Origin of the sequence: Halomonas sp. SIMBA_159 (genome assembly GCF_046536035.1) — a bacterium.
In the GTDB taxonomy this organism is placed as follows: domain Bacteria; phylum Pseudomonadota; class Gammaproteobacteria; order Pseudomonadales; family Halomonadaceae; genus Vreelandella; species Vreelandella venusta_A.
The window spans coordinates 1-274 of record NZ_JAWJBT010000511.1; the positions used below are offsets into that span (position 1 = coordinate 1).

Here is a 274-nt window from a genome sequence, read left to right on the forward strand (position 1 = left end):
CGGTCGCTGACGACGCACACGCCGCCGCCGCCCAGTCCGACGCGCGAGGGCAGCGTGACCGTCATGGTGAACGCCATCGCCGCCGCCGCATCAGCCGCGGTCCCGTTGTTGGCCAGGACCTCCCGGCCCACCGTGGCGGCACGGGGCTCGTCCGCGGTCGCCATGCCGGCGTAGCCGGAGATCAGCCGCGCCTCCTCGGTGTCGCCCGGGCCGGTGCAGGCCGCAGCGAACAGGGCGGTAGCAAAAATGGTAGCAGCCCGCACGGTGCGGCTTG

1 protein-coding gene is annotated in these 274 nt (G+C 74.1%); it reads right to left on the reverse strand.

The features are described 5' to 3' along the window. Window positions 1-274: gamma-glutamyltransferase (locus R0J87_RS20230; RefSeq protein WP_498888495.1), on the reverse strand; the 274-nt coding region annotated here is incomplete at both ends.